This window comes from Arthrobacter sp. BGA-UO-ETr-C19, assembly GCF_059568005.1.
In genome coordinates, this window is record NZ_JCAQPC010000024.1 from 394123 (window position 1) to 412833 (window position 18711).

An 18711-nucleotide genomic window follows, 5' to 3' on the forward strand; every position below is an offset into this window, starting at 1 on the left:
GGCCGCGTGCCGTTCATGGCGTGAGCGGACCGCGGATGACACGCAGGGCAAGCTCGACGTCGCCCTCGATGAAGGCCGTGCCTGACAGGCTGGAGCGGCCCCAGAGGCCCAGGTACATTTCTCTTGGTGTTGCGGTGATTGATGCCGCGGTGTCCCCAGTGCCGACAGTCCATGCGGTGCTGCCGGGTACTTGGAATGTCACGGCCCTTCCCGGGTCGGTCATCCGGTGCAGCCGGAGCTGGCGCGGGGCGAACATTGCCAGGACCTCGTCGACGCCGTCGAGCATGAAGTCCTCGGCGAACTCCGGGTCCGCCAGACCGGCCCCCTGATGGGCGTCGATGAGGTGAATGGCGTGTTCGTGTGCCTGTCGGCGCAGCCAGAAACCGGCCGTGCGCGGGGGAGGGCCGAAGTTCCAGCACGGCGCCGCGGGGTCCAGGGAGGTCATCGTGGCCAGGAAGTCGGGCGCACCCTCAAGGAACCAGGCTGCGGCCCCGTCAGCAGGTGGGGCCGTTTCCTCGACGTACTCGCCGGCACGAACAATAGCGGCAGCCCACCGTTCTATTGAACCGATGTGCCCGAACAGCGCATCGAGAGTCCATCCCGGACAGGCCGGAACTGACCTTTCGAGCACACTCTTTGGTTGGCGCGCGAGCGTTTCGAAGGAACTCAGGGTTTGTGCGAGTTCGGCGAGGTAGCGTTCGGGCAACATCTGTCGAGCATATCCAGACCGCCACCGCAGGGCTTCCGGTGTCCGCCCTGAGGAAGGGTTGGGGTTTGGGCGGCAGGATGTGAGGAAGGGTTGGGGTGGAAGCGGCAGGACGTGAGGAAGGGTTGGGGTGGAAGCGGCAGGACGTGAGGAAGGGTTGGGGTGGAAGCGGCAGGACGTGAGGAAGGGTTGGGGTTTGGGCGGCTCCTCACCTTTGGTCAGTTCGGAGGGCCGACGGCGGTTCAACAGGGCTCTTTCCGGTGGCACTCCAGCTCGTGAGAGACCGGTGATCGAGATGTCGGGACTCACAATGACAAGCGGCGTGGACCCACCGGTTACGCAGGACGATAGCGGGGTTCGCAGGCCGAGGTCAAGCGTTTTATCAAATAGTCCGCCGCTACCCCGGAAAGGCGTGGTTCGCCCCTGATTCCTCCAAAGGTGCATCCGCAGAGAACGAGAATCCAATTTTGCTAAAACGCTTGATCACGAGCAGCATTAACGCTAACTTACTCGTGATCAAACGCTTTAGCAGAACGGACATCAGCGCAGATGAAACGCCCAGTCTTCTTCCAGCCCACCGATGGATGGGTTGGGGACCTTATTCCCTTCGAGAAGGATGGAGAGTTTTGGCTCTTCTACCTTCACGAAGTCCGCTCGGACCCGAAGCCCGGCACCTCATGGAACCTCGTCACCACCAAGGACCTGACGCAGTTTGAGAACCATGGCATCGCACTGCACCACGGCAGCGAAACCGATTTGGACTTCAACGCCTACACCGGCAGTATCGTCGTCGACGGCACCGGTACCCACCACCTCTTCTACACAGGCCAGAACCCACGCAACATCGGAGCCGACGGCGCGCCTCTCCAGCTCGTCATGCACGCCACGAGCACAGACGGCATGCAAACATGGGCGAAGCACCCTGAACTCACCTTCGGCGCCCCTGAAGGCTACGAATCCGGCGACTGGCGTGACCCCTTTGTCTTCCGGGACGAGGAAGCCGGGCAGTGGAGGATGCTTCTGGCGGCGCGGCATTCCACCGGGCCGGAACGCCGCCGCGGCGTCATCGCCCAGTGCGTATCAGCTGACCTGAAGACCTGGCAGTACGCCGAGCCGTTCTGGGATCCCCGGCGCTACATCACCCATGAATGCCCGGACGTCTTCGCCTGGGGTGACTGGTGGTACATGGTCTATTCCGAGTTCTCCGAGTCATTTACCACCCGCTACCGCATGGCCAAAAGCCCCAACGGTCCGTGGACTGTGCCGAATCTGGACAGCATCGACGGCCGTGCCTTCTACGCCTCAAAGACCGCGGAGCGCCATGGACGCCGCTTCTTCTTCGGATGGATCGCCAGCAAGGAAGGCAACTCCGATCAAGGGCCCTGGCAGTGGGCCGGCACGATGTCCGTGCTGGAAGCCCGCCAGAACGCGGATGGAACATTGGGATTTTCGTTTGCGGATGAACTCGTGGACAGCTTCTGGGACGACGTTCCGGTGTCGCTGACAAACGATCTGCCCACACGGCTGAATGCGCCGGACGGATATACCGCCGTCATTTCCGACGAGGACCTGCCCAGCCAGTTCTACGCGAAGGCGGTGTTGGACATCGGTGCCAATACCAGCGAATGCGGGCTGTTGCTGCGCTCCAGCGCGGACGGAGACCGGTCCTACATCATCCGCCTGGAACCGAAACGCGGCCGCATGGTGTTTGACCGGTGGCCCCGCAACATCACCGGTGACGCACAGTGGCAGGTCTCCGGGGATGTTCCGTTCGACATAGAGCTGGAGCGACCCTGCAACCTCAGCCCCGGGGAACACATGCTCGAGGTTGTCGTGGACGGCGACCTCTGCGTCGTGGTCCTGGACCGCCAGGTGTCCCTCAGCACCAGAATTTACGACCTGCCGGAAGGCCGGCTCGGCGTGTTCGCCGGCGAAGGTTCCGCCGCCGTCACCGAACTTGAGATACGTCAGCGCTCCAACAGCTGAATAAGTCATTCACCCTCCTCGTCCGTTCCAATCAAGGAAGATTGCCGCAATGAAAAAACTGTTCCGAACCGCTGCCGTGGCAGCAGTCACCGCCCTGGCCCTGGCCGGCTGCGGCGGCGGAGGGGCCAGCAACCCCTCCAACGTCACCCCCACCGGCGAAATCAAGCCCCGCGAAATATCATGGCTGTTGTCCCGCCCGGCCGACGGCGCCGTCATCAACATCATGAAGAAGCTTGCCGACGACTACGCCAAGGACCACCCGGGGTTCTCCCTGAACTTGATCACCACGCCGGACAGGCCCTCCTACATTCAGAAGCTCGAAACCCTCGCCGCCGCGAACAAGCTTCCCGAGCTCTTTGACACCGATGCAACCCCCTTCGCCCAGCAGCTGGCCAAACAGGGCAAAATGGTCGACGCCGAGAAACTGCTCAAGACGCTCAACGTCTACGACAACTACCGGCCCGCCGCGCTGGACTACCAGCGCTTCGATGACCGCTCGCTCTACATGATCCCGTTCCAGTTCGAGCTCGAATTCATCTGGTACAACAAGTCCCTGCTACAGAAGGCGGGAGTTTCCGCCCCCAAGTCCCTGGACGACATCCCCGCCATGTGCACGTCCCTGCGCAAGGCGGGCATCACCCCGATCGCAATCGACGGACAGGACCAGTGGCCGCTGGAACGCTACGCCGCCTATCAGCCCTTCCGCGAGGCCGGCCCGGACTTCATCCAAAAACTGAAGAAGGGCGAGGCCAAGTTCTCCGACCCGGCAGGGCAGAAGACCGTTGAATGGCTGGCCGCCCTGGGCAAGGCCAAATGCTTCCAGGACGGCTTCTCGTCGCAGGGCTACTCCGATGCGCAGAACCAGTTCACCTCCGGCAAGGCAGCCATGTACAACATCGGCACCTGGGAACTGCCCAGCCTGGCCACGGAGAAGCTGAACCCCGCAGTGCGTGATGACATCGACTTCATCACCCTTCCGACGACCGAAGGATCGGCCACCACGGCCAACGAATTCGTCTCCCCGTCGGGCATCGGCATGGCAGTGAACGCCAAGACGTACGACCCGCTCGTGAGTGACTTCCTCAAGTTCGCCCTGGAGAAGTACCCCGCCGAATACGCGGCAACCGGTGCTCTCGCCCCGACGACGAACGTCAAGACGGCCATACCAGCCAACGCCACTCTGCTGTACAAGAAGGCGGTCGAGATGGCGAACGATCTCGGGGATGAGCAGGCCATGCCATGGGACACCCAGCTCGATCCGACCACCAACGGCAGGCTGCAGCAGGAGCTCGTGCTCCTGGTCCAGGGCGACATCACGCCCGAGCAGTTCACCAGCACGATGGACAGCACTGTCGCGCAGAACGCCCCGAAGTTCTTCAAGTAACTCCCAGCGGCGGGGGACTCTGCGTCCCCCGCCCGAAAGGCCCAGCCATGCTCCCCAACCGGTCCCGGCTCTCAGTCCTGGTCTTCCTGCTCCCGCCGCTGCTCCTCTACGGTGCAGCCGTGCTTTTCCCAATCCTCCAGTCCCTGTTCCTGAGCTTCTTCTCCTGGAATGGCATCAGTGACATGGAATTCGTGGGTCTGGCCAACTACGTCCGGATGTTCACCGCCGACGACGTCTTTTGGCGCTCGTTCTTCAACGCCCTCGGATACCTGGCCATCTGCCTGGTTCTGCAGTTGGGTGGCGCCCTGCTGGTGGCCAGCCTGCTGACCTCGCTGCGGCGCGGCCGCGAACTCATCAAAACCCTCTACCTCCTGCCGGCTGTCATCTCCACGGTTGCGATCGCTTTCCTGTTCGTTCGCATCTACTCCATCGACCCCGTGGGCCTGCTCAACCAGCTCCTGAACTGGATGGGCCTCGGCAACCTGGAACGCGCCTGGCTTTCGGACGTCAACACGGTCCTCGCAGCTGTCTCCGCTCCCGAAGGCTGGCGGTTCACCGGACTGTACATGCTGATCATTTATGCAGCATTGATCTCCGTCCCGAAGGAGCTGGAAGAGGCAGCCGTCCTCGACGGCGCTTCGCGGTGGACCCTGTTCACGAAGATCCGCTTTCCGCACATCCGCCCGGTATGGATCACCACCACGATCATGGCCACCACCTACGGGCTGCGCGGCTTCGACATCCCCTACCTCATGACCAACGGCGGCCCCGGCCAGTCCTCGGAACTCCTCACCACCTACATGTACAAGACAGCATTCACCAGTACAGATTTCGGGTACGCCAGCACCATCTCCGTGTTCATCGTGATCGAGTGCCTCGTCGCCGTCGGCCTCATCCTCGTCATGCTCAAGCGGAAGGCAGAGTCATGATCACCCAGACAGCCCCCGCAACACCGACCGCCCCGTCATCGGCGGCCCCGCCGCCTCAGCGCCGGCGCCGCCGCCCCAGCCCCTTCCGTACCCTGTCCCGCGTGCTTGTCGCACTCATCGTCATCGTCCAGGTCTACCCGCTCGCCTGGCTTTTCCTGACAAGCCTGCGCAGCGAACACGACTTCGCCACTGGAGACCCGTTCGGCCTGCCCAAGGCGCTCACCCTGGAGAATTACGCCCGGGCCTTTGAAACCGGGGACCTCGGAAAAAACATCCTGAACAGCTTCATCGTCACGATGGGCGCCAACGTCCTGATCGTGCTGCTGGGCATGATGGCCGCCTACGCCATCCAGGTCCTAGGCTTCCGCCTCAGCCGCCCGGTCCGGGGGCTGTTCCTCATCGGCATCATCGTCCCCGTCCAGATCGCACTGGTCCCGCTGTTCATCGACTACTCCACGGTGAACCTTCTTGATACGTACCAGTCGATGATCATTCCCCTGGCGGGGTTCTCCCTGCCCATGTCCGTCTACCTGTTCTCCTCGTTCTTCGAATACATACCGCGCGAAACCTACGAGGCGGCATCGTTGGACGGCGCCGGACCCTACCGGATCTTCGGCCTGATCACCCTGCCGCTGTCCCTGAACACCGTCGTGACCGTCGTGCTGGTCAACAGCATCTTCATCTGGAACGACTTCATCTTCGCCAACACCTTCGTCCTGTCCGAGGAACTGAAAACCATCCCACTGGGCCTGCAGAACTACATCGGCGCCATGGGCAAGGTCGACTGGACGGCAACCTTCGCAGCCGTGTGCGTCACAATCACCCCGCTGCTGCTGGTCTTCCTGGTCCTCAACAAAGCCATGATCCAGGGCCTGGAAAGCGGGGCGACCAAAGGATGACGGCCGCGGTTGACGGATATACTCCTGACGGAGGGCAGATGGTTTCAAAGGAGAAAAGTACGGGCGAGCCGGCGCCTGCGGTTCGTGCCCCGAGGACACCTGAACGCGCCCACCCGGTGACCCTCCGCGAAGTTGCTGAAGCAGCGGGTGTATCCACTGCCACGGTGTCGCTCGTGATCAACAAGAAGAAGAACGCGCGCATTGCCGAGGAGACGCGTCAGCGCGTCAAAGACGCGATCCGGCAGCTCGGCTACCGCCCCAACGCGATGGCCAAAACCCTGGTCAGCGGCACCTCAAAGTTCATCGGACTCGTCGCGGACGGCGTAGCGACCACCCCGTTCGCGGGTCAGATCATCCACGGAGCGCAGGACGAAGCCTGGAAACACGGATACGCGCTGCTGATAGCCAACACCGAGGGGAACCGCGATCTGGAAAAGGACGCGATCGCCATGATGCTGGAATACAAGGTGCGCGGCATCCTGTACTCGACGTGGTTCCATCGTCCTACCGTCATCCCGGAAACGCTGCGCGAGGCGGACTTCGTCCTCGTCAACTGCTTTTCTCCGGAGCCGGGCACGGCCCGTGCTGTGGTACCCGACGAAGAGCAGGGCGGGCAGTCAGCGACGGAGATCCTGCTCCGCGGCGGCCACCGGCGCATCGCCTTCATTAACGCCACGATCCCCGCCCCCGCCAAGGACGGACGGCTCCAGGGCTACAAAGACGCATTGGAGGCTGCCGGAATTCCGTTTGACCCCGAGCTGGTTTTGGAAGCCTATCCGGATCAGGAAGGCGGATACGGCGCAACCACGGAACTACTCACACGCGACGTCACCGCCGTGTACTGCTACAACGACCGTATGGCCATGGGCCTCTACGACGGCCTGCGGGAAAACGGGCTCTCCGTTCCAGACGACATAGCCGTTGTGGGTTTTGACAACCAGGAAGTTATCGCGGCTCACCTCCGGCCTCCGCTGTCCACGGTGTCATTGCCCCACTACGAACTCGGGGCGGCAGGAGTCCGCATCCTTCTGGGCCTGGACGAAGCCCCCAACGACTCCGCCGTGAAGATCGCGTGCCCGGCCGTTGAACGCGCATCCGTGGCTGCGCACTCGCCCGCATAGGTCACTAAGCCCAGGGTTAGATTCAGAGGCGGCCAGTGCTGGGATCCCCGTCGCCCAGCGGCGTGGTCGGGTTGATGGACGACGGCGGCACCTCCCGCCGTCGTCCGCCTACGTACGTTTCTGCCACCTCAAGATTGACCAACCCGGTTGGTTCGTGACCGCCGGGTTCCCCGGGCGTAGGATTCGGTCCTCGGAACGCCACAATCAGTCAGAGGTGGGCACAATGCAGCTTGACGAGGTCGTCGACCGGTTTCATCAAACGATGAATGAATTTGCCAAAGGAGACCCGGAACCAGCTAAGGCTTTTTTCTCCCACGGCGAGGACGGGTCCCTTGCGAATCCCTGGGGTCCTCCGGTTGTGGGCTGGGATCGGGTATCCAAGGCCCTCGATTCAGCCGCTGCCCGTTTCAGGGACGGGCGTCTCGTTGCTGTCGATGGCCTCACCAGGCACGTTACTTCCGATCTCGCCGTCTTCCTCGACATAGAACATTGGCAGGCCAAGATTGGAGGAGGAGCCGAAATATCGCAGTTTGATTTGCGTGTCACGAGCGTCTATCGCCCCGAGGGCGACAGGTGGGCATTGGTGCACCGCCATGCCGACCCGGTCATTGCCCCGCGTCCCCCGGACGCCGTCCTCTGAGGAAGCGTTGGGGATCAGACGGCGGGATCTGAGGAAGGGTCCGGTTGGAGGCGGCGGGATCTGAGGAAGGGTCCGGTGGGAGGCGGCGGGATGTGAGGAAGGGTCCGGTGGGAGGCGGCGGGATGTGAGGAAACGTTGGGGATCAGGCGGCAGGATGTGAGGAAGGGTTTGCCGTGAGGCGGCGGGATCTGAGGAAGGGTCCGGTGTCAGGCGGCGGGATGTGAGGAAGGGTTTGCCGTGAAGCGGCGGGATGTGAGGAAGGGTCCTAGGGGAGCGGGGCGAGGCGCGTTGCCAGGTGCAGGCCGGCGAGGCGGCCGGTTCCCCGGGGGTCGCCGCCGCAGAGGTCGAAGATGCGCTGCAGCCGGTGGTACATCGACTGCCGCTCCAGGTGCAGCTCGCGTGCCGCCTGCGCCGTGTTGCAGCCGGAGTCCAGCCAGACCGTCAGGGTGTGCAGGAGCTGCGAGTTCCGCTGCTCGTCGTGCTCGAGAATCGGCCCCAGCGTGCGGCGGACGAAATCGCGGCGGGCACCGCCGTCGATGCTCTCGGCAGCCAGCCGCTCGGCACTAAAAGCATCCGCATCCCGCACCTGCCGGGGTCCGCCGGCGGAGCGGCCAGTCCGCGGCGCCAGATCCAGGGTCCGGCGGGCCTCCGCCATGGACCAGGCGGCCTCGCCGATGCCCTGCCCCAGAGGTCCGACGGCGATCGCGGAACCCTCCGGGACGTCGAGGTTCCCCAGCGCCTCGATCAGCGACGCCCGCGCGGCCCGGGTTCCTTCGGGCGGGAGGCCGGCCAGTGCAATGAGCTCCAGCTTGTCCGCATAGCTCGCGGCACGCGGGACCGACTCCGCCAGAATCTTGTCCAGCGCCGGGCGCAGCCGACCGGAAGCGGCGGAACGGATCATGACGGCGGCCACCGGGCCGTCGACGGCGAACCCCGCCGCAGCCCCCAACTGCTCCAGCCGCCACGGCTGGGCGCCGGAATGGACGGCGCGCATCAGTTCCGCTCCCGCCAGTTCCTTCAGGCCCGGCGGCATCCGCTGCAGCAGTGCCAGGCCTAGTATGTCGACGGAGCGTTCGCCGGCCACCCGGACAAACGTCGGGTCGATCCCCTCGGGCGCCTCCAGCTCCAGCCGGGCGGCCAGCACACCGCGGACCGGAACGTCGACCGCCGTCGTACTCACTGGTCCCAAAGCGCCGGTTCCGGAACCGCCGGATCCCAAACCACCGGTCCCCAAAGCGCCGGTTCCGGAACCGCCGGCGGTACCGCCGGCGTCGGCCGCTCCAGTACCGTCGGCAGTACCGCTCGCGGAACTTCCGCCGGCGGAACCCCCGCCGCCGTTGGCACCCGCACTCCCCAGCGTCAGCCCCGCCGGGGACACCAGACGGACGCTGGTCCCGGTTTGCCCGGCGAGCACGGCGAGCACCTCATCCAGTCCGCCGCCGTGGGCGAGTTCGGCGGCCATGGCGTGGCTGATCTCGTCCCCGCGCTGCAGCAGCTCCACGGACTGGCTCACCAGGATGGAGTTGATCTCCTGCATGATGCCCACAAAGGGAGCCACTTTGCGCAGCTCGTACAGCGGCAGACCGTTGGACTCAGCTGTGACGAGCATCGACTCGGGAATGTCGGGCAGCGTCGGCCCGGTCTCGATGGCCAGGGCGGCGACGCCGCGGCCCGCCAGCTCGCGGACGTAGCCCACCCGCCGTTCATCGGATGCCGTCGCCAGGGCCTGCCCGCCGCTGAGGAGGAGCTCGCCGCCGCGCAGCAGGGGAGCGATGTCCAGAACCTCGCTGGAGTGGACCCACCGCACCTGCCGGCCGGGCACGCTGCCCGCGGCGGCCCGCAGCAGCGGGTCAGCCGCCTGGACGGTCCGGTGCTTCAGGACGTCTTCGAGGAACACTGATCTTACACTCCGTCATAGGCAAGGGAATTCTGCTAGACAGATCGTACCTTGTTGCTGTGATGTGGCGCACATAGGCTTGTTGCATCCCTTCTTCACGGAGGCTCTTCTTCCTCACACGGAGGCTTTTCCGATGCACAACTCCTCAACACCGCAGTCCGGGCCCGCAATGGAGCAGGCCGAGGACTTCGAAGCCTGGCTCCAGCCCATTCCGGAATCCGCGCGCACCCGCAAGGTGTCGGGCCAGTTCTGGATCTGGGCGGGCGCAAACCTTGCCCCGATCAACTGGGTCCTCGGCGCCCTGGGCATCAACCTGGGCCTGGGCTTCGCCGACACCGTCACCGTCCTGGTTCTCGGCAACCTGATCGGCATGCTGCTCTTTGGCTGCTTCGTCCTGCTGGGTCAGAAGACCGGCGCCACCGGCATGGTCCTGGCCCGCGCCGCCTTCGGCCGCCGCGGCAACTACCTCCCGGCCGCCATCCAGGCGCTGCTCGTCGTCGGCTGGTGCGCCGTCAACACCTGGATCATCCTCGACCTGGTCATGGCGCTCTTCGGCAAACTCGGCTGGGTCGATCCCGCCGCCCACAACTACGCCTGGAAGATCGGCGTCGCCACGTTCATCATGGCCGCCCAGGTCGCCATCGCGTGGTTCGGCTACAAGGCGATCGCCGCCTTCGAAAAATGGACCGTGCCGCCCACCATCATCATCCTGGTGGTCATGTCTGCCGTCGCTTGGTTCGGCCTGAAGATCGACTGGACCTACGCCGGCCCCGCGGGCAACATCCTCGAAGGCTCCGAACGCATCGCGGCCATGAGCGCCGTGATGACGGCCATCGGCATCGGCTGGGGCATCACCTGGTTCACCTACGCCGCCGACTACTCCCGCTTCGTCAGCACCACCGTCCCCAAGAAAAAGGTCTACCTGGCCTCTGTCCTGGGCCAGTTCATCCCCGTCGTCTGGCTCGGCGTCCTCGGCGCGAGCCTCGCCACCAACAGCGGCGAAGTCGACCCTGGCAAGCTGATCGTCCAGAACTTCGGCGCCATGGCGCTGCCTGTGCTCCTGATGGTGCTCCACGGACCCATCGCCACCAACATCCTGAACATCTACACCTTCTCGGTGGCCACGCAGGCGCTGGACATCACCATCAGCCGCCGGAAACTCAACCTGTTCGTCGGCGTCTTCTCGCTCATCGCCGTCGTCTTCTTCATCTTCCAGGAGGACTTCGCCTCGGTGCTGGACGCCTGGCTGATCGGCCTGGTGGCCTGGGTGGCAGCCTGGGGCGGTGTGATGCTGGTGCACTTCTTCTGGCTGGAGAAGCGCTGGCCGGGCAAGGTGGAACGGCTGTTCGACGGCGTCGGCACCCGCCGGCTGCCCGTGGTCAACTGGGCCGGCATCACCGCGCTGCTCGCCGGGATCGCAGCCACCTGGCTGTTCATGTACGGGCTCATCCCGATCATGCAGGGCCCCATCGCTGTTGCCCTGGGCGGCTGGGACCTCTCCTGGCTCGCCGGCGGACTCACCAGCGCCGCGGTCTACGCGGTTCTCGGCCCCCGGCTGCACCGGCCGTACGTGACGGTGACGGACGACGGCGGAACCACCGCCGCGGTCAGCGCACCTGACGCTGCGCAGGCACCCCAGCCCGTTCCCGCCGTCGAACTCTAAATCCTTCTCTTCCTCTCCACTTCGCCCTCTGACGAAAGGAACCCCGGCATGAGCACCAGCGCCTTCGCGGATTCCCAGCACCCCATTACCTGGCCCGCCGGTTTCACCGCCGCCGCATCCTTCACCTTCGATGTCGACGCCGAATCCTGCGTCATCGCGCACGATCCCACCAGCACCCGGCGCATGTCACTCATGAGCCACCAGTCGTACGGGCCCAAGGTCGCCGTGCCACGGCTGCTGCAGATCCTCGCGCGGCAGGATATCCGCGGGACGTTCTTCATCCCCGGCTTCACCGCGGAAAGCTACCCCGACGTAGTGCGGCAGATCGTCGACGGCGGCCACGAGGTAGCGCACCACGGGTACCTGCACGAGCCGATGCAGGGGATCGACGCAGCCACCGAGGCGGGCTACATTGACCGGGGACTTGAGGCGCTGGAGAAGGTCGCAGGGATCCGGCCGGTGGGGTATAGGGCACCGTGGTGGGAGCTGAACTGGCACTCGCCTGCACTGCTCGCGGACCGCGGCTTCCTCTACGACTCCAGCCTGCTCGACGGCGATGCACCGTACCGGATGTCTGTCTCCTCGGGTTCTCCTTCCGGTGCCGGCGACACCCGCGACATCGTGGAAATCCCGGTGGACTGGACGCTGGACGACTGGGAGCAGTACGCGTTCTATCCGGGCGTGACGGGCAGCGGCGTGATCGAAAGCCCGGCCAAGGTGCTGGAGATGTGGACCCTCGAGGCGCAGGCGCACCACTCGCAGGGAAGCTGCTTCGTGCTGACGAACCACCCGTTCATCTCGGGCCGGCCGTCCAAGGCGGTGGCCCTGGAGCAGCTCATCGAGCGGGTCAAGGGCATGGACGGCATGTGGGTGACAACCCTGGAGCAGATCGCGGAGCACACCAAGGCGACAGTCAGCGAAGTCCACACGCACGCTCGCATCGAGGTACCTGTTGCTCCCGGTTTCGGCGCCCGCTTCAAGCCGGGCCAGGTGCAAGTGCCGGCTCTTAGCTAACTCAGCTAGCGCGGCTTCTCGAGCGCGAACGGACATTTGAGGCCCTTGCTACGTGCCCAAGTGTCCGTTCGCGCTTCCTGGGTTTCCGCACGCGCGTCGCCTCGGCCCCGCAGCCGGCCGAACTGCAATGATCAATCCATGAGCAGAGTGGACGGCGCAGGACACCAGGCATCACACTTCGACCGGCCGGCGCATCATTCGCGGCTGCGGTTGCTGGTAATGGCCGTCGTCGGACTGGCCGTGGCTGGTGCCGTCGGGCTCCTGCAGTCATGGACCTATGCGCCGGCCATGGGGTGGGCGGCCGCCTCAGCCACCTACCTCATCTGGGTGTGGGCGGTCATCGGGCGCCTGCCGGCGGCGGCCACGGCGGCCCACGCGCGGCGCGACGATCCCGGCCGGGCCGCATCCGACGCCCTGGTGCTGGCCGCTACCGTGGCAAGCTTCGGTGGCGTTGCCCTGATCCTCCTGGACGCTTCCAACAGCCAAGGGGGAGCCAAATCGGGCATTATCGCGCTCGGGCTGGGGACCTCAACCTTGTCCTGGTTCCTCGTGCACACGCTCTACACGCTGCGCTACGCCTCCATCTACTACCGCGACAAGAGCGGCGTCGACTTCAACCAGGACGATCCGCCGCGCTACACGGACTTCGCATACCTGGCCTTCACCGTGGGCATGGCCTACCAGGTCTCGGACACCAACCTCAAGACCGACGCCATGCGCGGCGCGGTGCTCCGCCACGGGCTGCTGTCCTACCTGCTGGGCGCGATCGTGCTGGCCACCACCATCAACCTGGTCTCCGGCCTGGTCGCCTGACGGGTCCTCGGCTCGCCGCTATGCCAAAAAGGGCCGCTTCAAGGCCTCACTGCCTCGTCGTTTTGCCAAAAAGGGCCGTGTGGAAGCCCCTTGCCTCGACGGTTTACCAAAAAGGGCCGCTTCAAGGCCTCACTGCCTCGTCGTTTTGCCAAAAAGGGCCGTGTGGAAGCCCCTTGCCTCGACGGTTTACCAAAAAGGGCCGCTTCGAAGCCTCACCGACCGGCCCTTTTTGGCGAAACGGCGAACAGGGCAGCAACGTCCTCTAGTGCCCGGCCTTCACCGTGAGTACTTTCAGGGCGGCAGCGTTGACCGCCGCGGCGAACGCCGGATTGTGCTGGGCCAGCTGCAGCACGGCGGTGTACATTGCCGGAACGGAGCGGGCGTTCGCACACAGCAGCATGGTTCCGCCGGCGTTGATGAAGCTCGTGGCCCGCGTGCCCAGGGCCCACGGAGCCAACTGCGCCGCGTTGCAGAGATCATCGGACAGGACGACGCCGGTGAAATGCAGGTCCGTGCGCAGCATCGTCCGCATGATCAGAGGCGAGAACGGGGCGATGTGGCCGGGGTCGATGCGCGTGTAATAGGCGCTCGAGACCATGACCCACCTGGCGCCCGACTGGATCGCCGTCCGGAACGGCAGCAGGTACGGGTCGGTGCGCGTGGTCACGGTGTCCCTGACGTTCCGGCTGGTGTCCGTGTTCAGGACGACTCGGCCCAGGCCCGGAAAATGCTTGATCACGGGTGCGATGCCCGCCGAGCGCATGCCGGCCGCGAAGGCGCCGCCATGGGCCGAGACCGCCTGCGGCGTGAACCCGTATTCGCGGGCGAAAAACCCGATGGGCGCGTTGCGCGGGGCGAACTGTCTGCTCGGCACGGTGTCCAGAACCGGCGCCAGGTTCATCGTGAGCCCGGCAGCGCGCAACTGGCTTCCCCACACCCGCGCGTTTGCCTGGAGGGCCGCGGTCGTCTGTGTTCCTTGGGACAGCGCTGTGGGGATCGCCGAGAACCCCGGCCCGCTGAGGACCTGGACAAAGCCGCCCTCCTGGTCCGTCGCTACGGCAAGGCGGATGCCGCCGGTGGTGGCCGCCGACACGGTGGCGGTCATCCGGCGGACGACGGCGGCCGTCGCGGCGGTGCCCGCACGGCTGCGCCCCGCAAGATAGACATTCCCCACATGGAACCTGGTGAGGTCGGACATGGTGTTGGCGTCCGCTCCAGTGGCCGTGGCCGCCACCATGAACAGTTGTCCGACGCGCTGAGGCAGGGTGAGCCGGGCGAGCTGCTGCGCCGGAGTGGGCGCCGCCGTCACGGGCGCCGCCGTCACAGTGGCAGCATGGCGGACGGCGGCCTGGCGGACAGAACGGGGGACAGCTGCTCGCTGGCTTGTTGGGGGCTGGTTCGTTGCGGGCAGGAACGCTGCGCTCGTCGCCGATAGGGATTTACTCGTTGCGGACTGGGGCGGGCCGCCCGCTGCAGACAGAGCAAGCAAGAGCGCTGCTCCCAGAACTGACAATCTACTCAGATGACGCATGTTCACACGGCTTTGCTGGGGCACACATATACCAATGAGAGTACGCCGTTTCAGCGGCGTCGGAGCCACGCGGCTGCGCAGCGTCGTTTCACCAAAAATGGCCGCTTCGAAGCCACATCAGGCGGCCTTTTTTGCGAAACCGTGCACCGGGCTGCACTGAACGGCACGGACCCGAAGAAGGGCATGCACCCGCCGGAGGGCATAGAAATGCCGCCCTGCGGTGTTGGGGGGCCATCGCAGGACGGCATGGATCAACGGTACTGTGCCGCCCTTCGCCGCAACAGCAGCTCCTCCGCTGGCGGCGCCAATCTTAACGTTTTTTTAATGCCTCTCCAGCCTTACAGCGTCCGGGCACGCAGACACGGCGAGGCCCTGTCCGCTCTTACCGGACAGGGCCTCGAGCTCTAACGCGGGACCTTAGTGCCTTCTGAAGGCGTCCTTAATCTTTTCGCCGGCCTGCTTGAGGTCGGCCCTGATGTGGCGGGCCCTGCCCTCGGACCGGAGCCGTTCGTCTCCGGTCGCGCGCCCGGCCGCTTCCTTGCTTCTGCCGTGGGAGTTTTTCGGCGGCGTTGTGGATCTTGTCACCCAAACCCATCGTGACCTCCTGTTCGGGAAAGCCGGGGCGGCCTGCTGCCGCGGCGGCCATTCTCAGTCTATCGACGGCGGGCCGGGGCGGCCATGCCCACTTTGCGCGCCAGGGCGCTACCGCGAGGGCAGCTGCTCCGGTTCCCTTGCGGCTTCCGGTTCCAACGAACGACGACGGCGCCTGGCTTCCGCTATCGCCGCGTCCAGGAGGATGAAACCGAGCAGACTCCAGCCAAGGAGCGGCAGGAACATGCCCACGACGACCATCACCGTGATCGCGGTTAGGACTCCTGCCCAGTGTCCGCGGAGGAAGGCTCCACGCGGTGCCGGCCTGCCCATCGCCAAGGCGCTGCCGCGGGTGGGCCGGCGCTTCCACCACATCACATAACCCCAGACCACCATCGCGGCCAGACCGGCGGCCACTGCGAGCAGGACGAGCTGGTTCGGCAGGCCGAAGAGCAGGCCCATGTGCGCCGCGATGGCCCAGCGGGTCAGCTTCGCCGCCAGGCCGAAGTCCTTGAAATCGGCGCGGCTGGTGACCTTCTCGGTAGCCGGGTCGATGGCCACAGCGCTCGCCGTGGCCGGCCATTCCCTGCCTGCCTCGGTCACGGTCCAGGCCTTCCCCGCGGAGGCAGGCGGCTTGATATCGACCATCGGTGCTGTGATGATGTCTGCCCGGGCGATCCGTTGGACGGTGTCGTATGCTGCCGGGTCCGCTGCAGCGCTGGCGGGTGCCGACGACGAGCCGTGGCCGGAGTGATCGCCGGCCGGTGCTGAGGGCTGCCCGTTCAAAGATGTGGAAACGGTGGGGGTGAGCCAGCCGAGGCTGGTCCGCAGGGCCGTGATGTTGTCGCCCGCGTTGGCGGACCAGGTCAGGCCGGAGGCGGAGAGGAACAGGAATACGGCGAGCAGGACGGTGCCGGTGGTGCCGTGGAGCCAGACCGTCTTGGCCCTGCCGGAAGCGGGCCGGGTCTTCGGGGGTGATGTCCGGCGTCGGCGGATCCTGTCGATCCATAGACCCAGCCCGCCGAGCGCGACCACCCACAGCCAGGAGGCGGCCAGCTCGCTGTAGATCCGGCCGGGCTCGCCGAGGTTCAGGGAGCGGTGGAGGTTGGAGATCCAGGTGCGCATCGGCAGCGCGCCGCTGCTGCCGTAGGTGGTGAGGTCGCCGCGGATTTCTCCGGTGCCGGGATTCACGAAGACGGTCCTGTACTCGGATTCACCCAGCGATGGGTCGGAGAAGAGGACGCGGGTGGTGTCCTCGGGGCCGGGCGCCGGGCGGACGGTGACCGGCGTGGCGCCGCCGGCGGAGTCGATGGCTGCCTTCACTTGGGCCGAAAGCGGCAGCGGCTTCGCGACCGCGGGGACATGCAGTTCCTTGGTGTAGACGGCCTGTTCCAACTGGGGCGTGATGGCGTAGAGGCCGCCGCTGAGGGCGGCGATGAGCAGGAAGGGACCGGCGAGGATGCCGGCGTAGAAGTGGAGCCGGAGCAGGAACGCGCGGAACCATCCGCGGCCTTCCGGTACGTTGCCGGCGGGAACATTGTCCGGCGGGGTTGGTTGGGTGGACTTTTGAGGGTTGGCTAATACAGTCATCGTTTTGTCTTTCGAGTTTTCGTGGCGCTGCTGCAATGCGCTTTGGGAGGGCCGATCGGGGCGAGCCGGGATGGCCGCGTCGGAAGCGCTTGGATGGCCCGTTGGGCCCGTTGGGACGGCCTGTTCGCCGGCAGCGCGGCGCGTGGCACCGGCGCGTGGCGTCCCGAAGCAGGGCGGAAGGCGTTTGGGCAGCGCGAAGTGTTTGTGGGTAGCGCGAAGCAGCCTCACGCCCGATGAACCGGGCGTGAGGCGCTCAACGCCTAACCGTTGGAGGGCCGGTTACCGCTTGGGCCAGATACAGCTTGGGCTGGTACGCGGTGCCTAGTTGCCGCGGCTGGCGCGGGTACGGGCCAGCGCTGTCACGCCCGCGGCGAGGCCGATCAGTCCTGCGGCCAGCCCGACCCATCCGGCGGTGTCGCCACCTGAGGAGGAAGCCGAAGCGGCCGTCACTGCCGACGCCTGCGTGGCCGCGGGGCTAGCCTCTGCGTGCGCGCCCTCGCTTTCGGCCGCCGTGGTGACGAAGGTCGGTGCAGGGCGGGACTTTTTAGCTTCCGCGGCGGGCGCGGACGACGTTGCGGAGGCGTGGTGGTGCTCGGCTGCGGCGTCGGCCCAGTTGACGGTGGTCCCGTCCGTGTAGCCCTGCGCCGCGGGCAGGATCACCGTGGTGCCGGCTGCGGGGAGGCGGCCGACGGACAGGGTGAACATCTGGAACTGGTTCTGCCCGATCTGGTGCGCGGCGTCAGCAGTCCAGACCACGCTGGTGGGCGCCTTGGTCACGGTTGCCCCGGCGACCTCGACCGGCTTGGGCAGGGTGGTGGTGATGACCTGGGCCTTCCATCCATCGATGGGCAGCACCGAGACGGAGGTCAGCGGGGTGTCCGTGGGGAGCTTGACCTCGAGCCGGTTGGTCTTGGCGGTCTCGGATTCGTTGGGGACGCTGAACGTCAGCTTGGTGAAGCCGCCCTCGGCGGTGGCGGAGGGGTCGACGGTGACGTGGGCGGAAGCGGCGGCCGCGCCTGCGGCCAGGATTCCGGCCGCCAGCGTGGCGGCCGCGGTGCTCTTGAGGGTACGGCGAAGGGAGGTATTCATGGCAGGAGTGCCTTTCACAGGTTTAGGGGGTCAGGAAAATCAGGCCTAGGGCCTGTCCGGAAAGCGGAAGAACCGCCGTCGGAAGTTCCTGCCAGTTGTGAAAGGAACTGTCTCTACGCGGCGGCGGCGAGCAGCGGGGGTCCGCGCCGGGAAGGCAGGCGAACCGAGTGGTGCCTGGGCGGAAGGACCGCAGCAGCGGCGCATGGGAAGGGTGCACGGGCGGGAACGACGACGACCGGTTCTGGGTCCCGAAACAGCGGGCCCAGCCAGTCGGCCAGCACGCCGAGGATGCGTTCGCCATGGGCAAGGAGCAGCGCCGTGGCCAGGGTGGCGACGGCGTGGGCGGCGAACATGAGCCCGTCCGGTGCAGCCCCGTGGGCCGGGGCGGCCATCATCAGCGCCTCGTGGTTGAGGGATGCCGGCGCGTGCCCGGCGTGCCCGGAAAGCAGCGCCGGGGAAATCGCCGTCGGAGTTTCCGCGGACATGGCGTCGAACGCCCAGTGAAGCCAGGCCTGCCCGCCGCCAATCAGCCCGGTGAGAACCGGCAGCGACAGCTTGAAACGCGTCAGGGCCGCGACCGGAACCATGGTCACGGCGCACAGGGCCGCGAGGATTGCCGGCGCGGGCAGCTGGCCCCCACCGGCAAGGTGCCCGCCGGCGGCCAGGCCCAGGACGATGGATCCGATCAGCCCGGAGCGGAACAGGCGGAACGAAGCATGCGGCTTCACGGGCTGTCCTTTCTCCTGGGCGACGACATTGGCTTCAGCAGCAGAATACATTCCCCGCCATACTATGACGCGGATCACACTTTAGAGCGTTTGTGACGGATCAAAACGGAAGGACCGCTGCAACCCCTGA

Annotated in this window: 15 protein-coding genes and 1 pseudogene; 9 read left to right on the forward strand and 7 right to left on the reverse strand. The window is 65.8% G+C overall.

From position 1 onward, the window contains the following. Positions 1–13: 13 nt before the first annotated feature. Positions 14–709, reverse strand: a complete 696-nt coding sequence (locus AC57BR_RS20775) for a maleylpyruvate isomerase family mycothiol-dependent enzyme (RefSeq protein ID WP_496364036.1) — start codon at positions 707–709, stop codon at positions 14–16. A gap of 546 nt (positions 710–1255) precedes the next feature. On the opposite strand from AC57BR_RS20775, the gene AC57BR_RS20780 reads away from it, so the two are divergent. The 6 genes from AC57BR_RS20780 to AC57BR_RS20805 all read left to right on the forward strand — a co-directional run bounded on the left by AC57BR_RS20780 (position 1256) and on the right by AC57BR_RS20805 (position 7665). Then, entirely contained in the window at positions 1256–2692 is a 1437-nt protein-coding gene (locus tag AC57BR_RS20780; protein ID WP_496364038.1) for a glycoside hydrolase, read from the forward strand. Positions 2693–2741: 49 nt separating this feature from the next. Next, positions 2742–4076, forward strand: coding sequence for an ABC transporter substrate-binding protein (locus tag AC57BR_RS20785; protein ID WP_496364040.1), 1335 nt, complete (start codon positions 2742–2744; stop codon positions 4074–4076). 47 nt (positions 4077–4123) lie between these two features. Continuing rightward, positions 4124–5005, forward strand: a complete 882-nt coding sequence (locus tag AC57BR_RS20790; RefSeq protein ID WP_496364042.1) for a carbohydrate ABC transporter permease — start codon at positions 4124–4126, stop codon at positions 5003–5005. Beyond that, positions 5002–5904, forward strand: coding sequence for a carbohydrate ABC transporter permease (locus AC57BR_RS20795; protein WP_496364044.1), 903 nt, complete (start codon positions 5002–5004; stop codon positions 5902–5904). Before AC57BR_RS20790 ends, AC57BR_RS20795 begins: the two co-directional genes overlap by 4 nt. 38 nt (positions 5905–5942) lie before the next feature. Next, positions 5943–7025, forward strand: a complete 1083-nt coding sequence (locus tag AC57BR_RS20800) for a LacI family DNA-binding transcriptional regulator (RefSeq protein ID WP_496364046.1) — start codon at positions 5943–5945, stop codon at positions 7023–7025. A 223-nt stretch (positions 7026–7248) separates the two neighbouring features. Continuing rightward, positions 7249–7665 carry a YybH family protein gene (locus AC57BR_RS20805; RefSeq protein ID WP_496364048.1) on the forward strand — a complete coding sequence of 139 codons (417 nt, stop codon included), beginning with the start codon at positions 7249–7251 and terminating at the stop codon, positions 7663–7665. 265 nt (positions 7666–7930) lie between these two features. On the opposite strand, the gene AC57BR_RS20810 is transcribed toward AC57BR_RS20805, so the two are convergent. Then, entirely contained in the window at positions 7931–9562 is a 1632-nt protein-coding gene (locus AC57BR_RS20810; RefSeq protein WP_496364050.1) for a PucR family transcriptional regulator, read from the reverse strand. A 133-nt stretch (positions 9563–9695) separates the two neighbouring features. Between AC57BR_RS20810 and AC57BR_RS20815 the strand changes: the two genes are divergently transcribed. The 3 genes from AC57BR_RS20815 (at position 9696) to AC57BR_RS20825 (ending at position 13052) form a co-directional block, all read left to right on the forward strand. After that, the gene (locus AC57BR_RS20815) at positions 9696–11225 is read left to right on the forward strand and encodes a purine-cytosine permease family protein (protein ID WP_496364052.1); all 1530 of its coding nucleotides are present in this window, start codon (positions 9696–9698) and stop codon (positions 11223–11225) included. Between the two features lie 48 nt (positions 11226–11273). Continuing rightward, positions 11274–12239, forward strand: coding sequence for a polysaccharide deacetylase family protein (locus AC57BR_RS20820; RefSeq protein WP_496364054.1), 966 nt, complete (start codon positions 11274–11276; stop codon positions 12237–12239). Between the two features lie 138 nt (positions 12240–12377). Further along, entirely contained in the window at positions 12378–13052 is a 675-nt protein-coding gene (locus tag AC57BR_RS20825) for a DUF1345 domain-containing protein (protein ID WP_496364056.1), read from the forward strand. Between the two features lie 262 nt (positions 13053–13314). On the opposite strand, the gene AC57BR_RS20830 is transcribed toward AC57BR_RS20825, so the two are convergent. The 5 genes and pseudogenes from AC57BR_RS20830 to AC57BR_RS20850 all read right to left on the reverse strand — a co-directional run bounded on the left by AC57BR_RS20830 (position 13315) and on the right by AC57BR_RS20850 (position 18581). Next, entirely contained in the window at positions 13315–14376 is a 1062-nt protein-coding gene (locus AC57BR_RS20830) for a glycoside hydrolase family 3 N-terminal domain-containing protein (protein WP_496364058.1), read from the reverse strand. Between the two features lie 624 nt (positions 14377–15000). Then, a pseudogene (locus AC57BR_RS20835) lies at positions 15001–15178 on the reverse strand (CsbD family protein). A gap of 107 nt (positions 15179–15285) precedes the next feature. Beyond that, positions 15286–16764, reverse strand: a complete 1479-nt coding sequence (locus AC57BR_RS20840; RefSeq protein ID WP_496364060.1) for a PepSY-associated TM helix domain-containing protein — start codon at positions 16762–16764, stop codon at positions 15286–15288. Between the two features lie 321 nt (positions 16765–17085). After that, positions 17086–17853, reverse strand: a complete 768-nt coding sequence (locus AC57BR_RS20845; RefSeq protein WP_496364062.1) for a YcnI family copper-binding membrane protein — start codon at positions 17851–17853, stop codon at positions 17086–17088. Between the two features lie 113 nt (positions 17854–17966). Then, complete coding sequence (locus AC57BR_RS20850; RefSeq protein WP_496364064.1) at positions 17967–18581, reverse strand: hypothetical protein; 615 nt, start codon at positions 18579–18581, stop codon at positions 17967–17969. Between the last annotated feature and the right edge of the window lie 130 nt (positions 18582–18711).

Excerpts from the sequence above, each read along its gene's own strand:
- AC57BR_RS20775 (WP_496364036.1), bottom strand. The coding sequence starts at position 709 with ATGTTGCCCGAACGCTACCTCGCCGAACTCGCACAAACCCTGAGTTCC.
- AC57BR_RS20840 (WP_496364060.1), bottom strand. The coding sequence starts at position 16,764 with ATGACTGTATTAGCCAACCCTCAAAAGTCCACCCAACCAACCCCGCCG.
- AC57BR_RS20820 (WP_496364054.1), top strand. The coding sequence starts at position 11,274 with ATGAGCACCAGCGCCTTCGCGGATTCCCAGCACCCCATTACCTGGCCC.
- AC57BR_RS20805 (WP_496364048.1), top strand. The coding sequence starts at position 7,249 with ATGCAGCTTGACGAGGTCGTCGACCGGTTTCATCAAACGATGAATGAA.
- AC57BR_RS20800 (WP_496364046.1), top strand. The coding sequence starts at position 5,943 with ATGGTTTCAAAGGAGAAAAGTACGGGCGAGCCGGCGCCTGCGGTTCGT.
- AC57BR_RS20790 (WP_496364042.1), top strand. The coding sequence starts at position 4,124 with ATGCTCCCCAACCGGTCCCGGCTCTCAGTCCTGGTCTTCCTGCTCCCG.
- AC57BR_RS20785 (WP_496364040.1), top strand. The coding sequence starts at position 2,742 with ATGAAAAAACTGTTCCGAACCGCTGCCGTGGCAGCAGTCACCGCCCTG.
- AC57BR_RS20795 (WP_496364044.1), top strand. The coding sequence starts at position 5,002 with ATGATCACCCAGACAGCCCCCGCAACACCGACCGCCCCGTCATCGGCG.
- AC57BR_RS20780 (WP_496364038.1), top strand. The coding sequence starts at position 1,256 with ATGAAACGCCCAGTCTTCTTCCAGCCCACCGATGGATGGGTTGGGGAC.
- AC57BR_RS20815 (WP_496364052.1), top strand. The coding sequence starts at position 9,696 with ATGCACAACTCCTCAACACCGCAGTCCGGGCCCGCAATGGAGCAGGCC.
- AC57BR_RS20825 (WP_496364056.1), top strand. The coding sequence starts at position 12,378 with ATGAGCAGAGTGGACGGCGCAGGACACCAGGCATCACACTTCGACCGG.
- AC57BR_RS20845 (WP_496364062.1), bottom strand. The coding sequence starts at position 17,853 with ATGAATACCTCCCTTCGCCGTACCCTCAAGAGCACCGCGGCCGCCACG.